The organism is Pseudomonas sp. HMWF006, assembly GCF_003061205.1.
GTDB lineage: Bacteria > Pseudomonadota > Gammaproteobacteria > Pseudomonadales > Pseudomonadaceae > Aquipseudomonas > Aquipseudomonas monsensis.
In genome coordinates this window covers 1-1,136 of sequence record NZ_QAIU01000623.1, presented here as the reverse complement: position 1 = coordinate 1,136, position 1,136 = coordinate 1, and the positions used below count along the sequence as shown (strand labels likewise).

The following is a 1,136-nucleotide window of genomic DNA, read 5'->3' as shown; positions in this document are numbered from 1 at the left end:
TCGATGATTTTGGCTACGACGCCAGCGCCGACGGTACGACCGCCTTCACGGATAGCGAAACGCAGACCGTCTTCCATCGCGATGGTTTTGATCAGGGTAACAGTCATCTGAATGTTGTCACCTGGCATTACCATTTCAACGCCTTCTGGCAGCTCGCAGTTACCAGTCACGTCAGTAGTACGGAAGTAGAACTGTGGACGGTAGCCTTTGAAGAACGGAGTGTGACGACCGCCTTCTTCCTTGCTCAGAACGTAAACTTCTGCGGTGAACTTGGTGTGCGGCTTAACCGAACCTGGCTTAACCAGAACCTGACCACGCTCAACGTCGTCACGCTTGGTACCACGCAGCAGAACGCCGCAGTTCTCGCCAGCACGACCTTCGTCGAGCAGCTTGCGGAACATCTCAACACCGGTGCAGGTGGTGGTGGTGGTGTCACGCAGACCAACGATTTCCAGTGCATCTTGAACGCGAACGATACCGCGCTCGATACGACCAGTCACAACAGTACCGCGACCCGAGATCGAGAATACGTCTTCGATTGGCATCAGGAATGGCTTGTCGATCATACGAACTGGTTCTGGGATGTAGCTGTCCAGAGTTTCAACCAGCTTCTTGACGGCAGTGGTGCCCATCTCGTTGTCGTCTTTGCCTTCCAGCGCCATACGAGCCGAACCGATGATGATTGGAGTGTCATCGCCCGGGAAGTCGTAGGTGGACAGCAGGTCGCGAACTTCCATCTCAACCAGTTCCAGCAGCTCAGCGTCGTCTACCAGGTCAGCCTTGTTCAGGAAAACCACGATGTACGGAACGCCTACCTGACGGGACAGCAGGATGTGCTCACGGGTTTGTGGCATCGGACCATCAGCGGCCGAGCAAACCAGGATAGCGCCGTCCATTTGAGCAGCACCGGTGATCATGTTCTTCACATAGTCAGCGTGACCTGGGCAGTCAACGTGAGCGTAGTGACGGATCAGCGAGTTGTACTCAACGTGCGCGGTGTTGATGGTGATACCGCGAGCTTTTTCTTCTGGAGCGCTGTCGATCTTGTCGAATTCAACTACGGCCGAACCGAAAACTTCGGAGCAGACGCGAGTCAGAGCAGCGGTCAGAGTGGTTTTACCGTGGTCAACGTGACC

1 protein-coding gene is annotated in these 1,136 nt (G+C 55.2%); it reads right to left on the bottom strand.

Features of this window, described 5'->3' with window-relative positions:
* Positions 1 to 1,136 (bottom strand): elongation factor Tu (gene tuf / locus DBR24_RS28910; protein ID WP_128616405.1); only part of this gene is annotated, 1,136 nt, incomplete at both ends.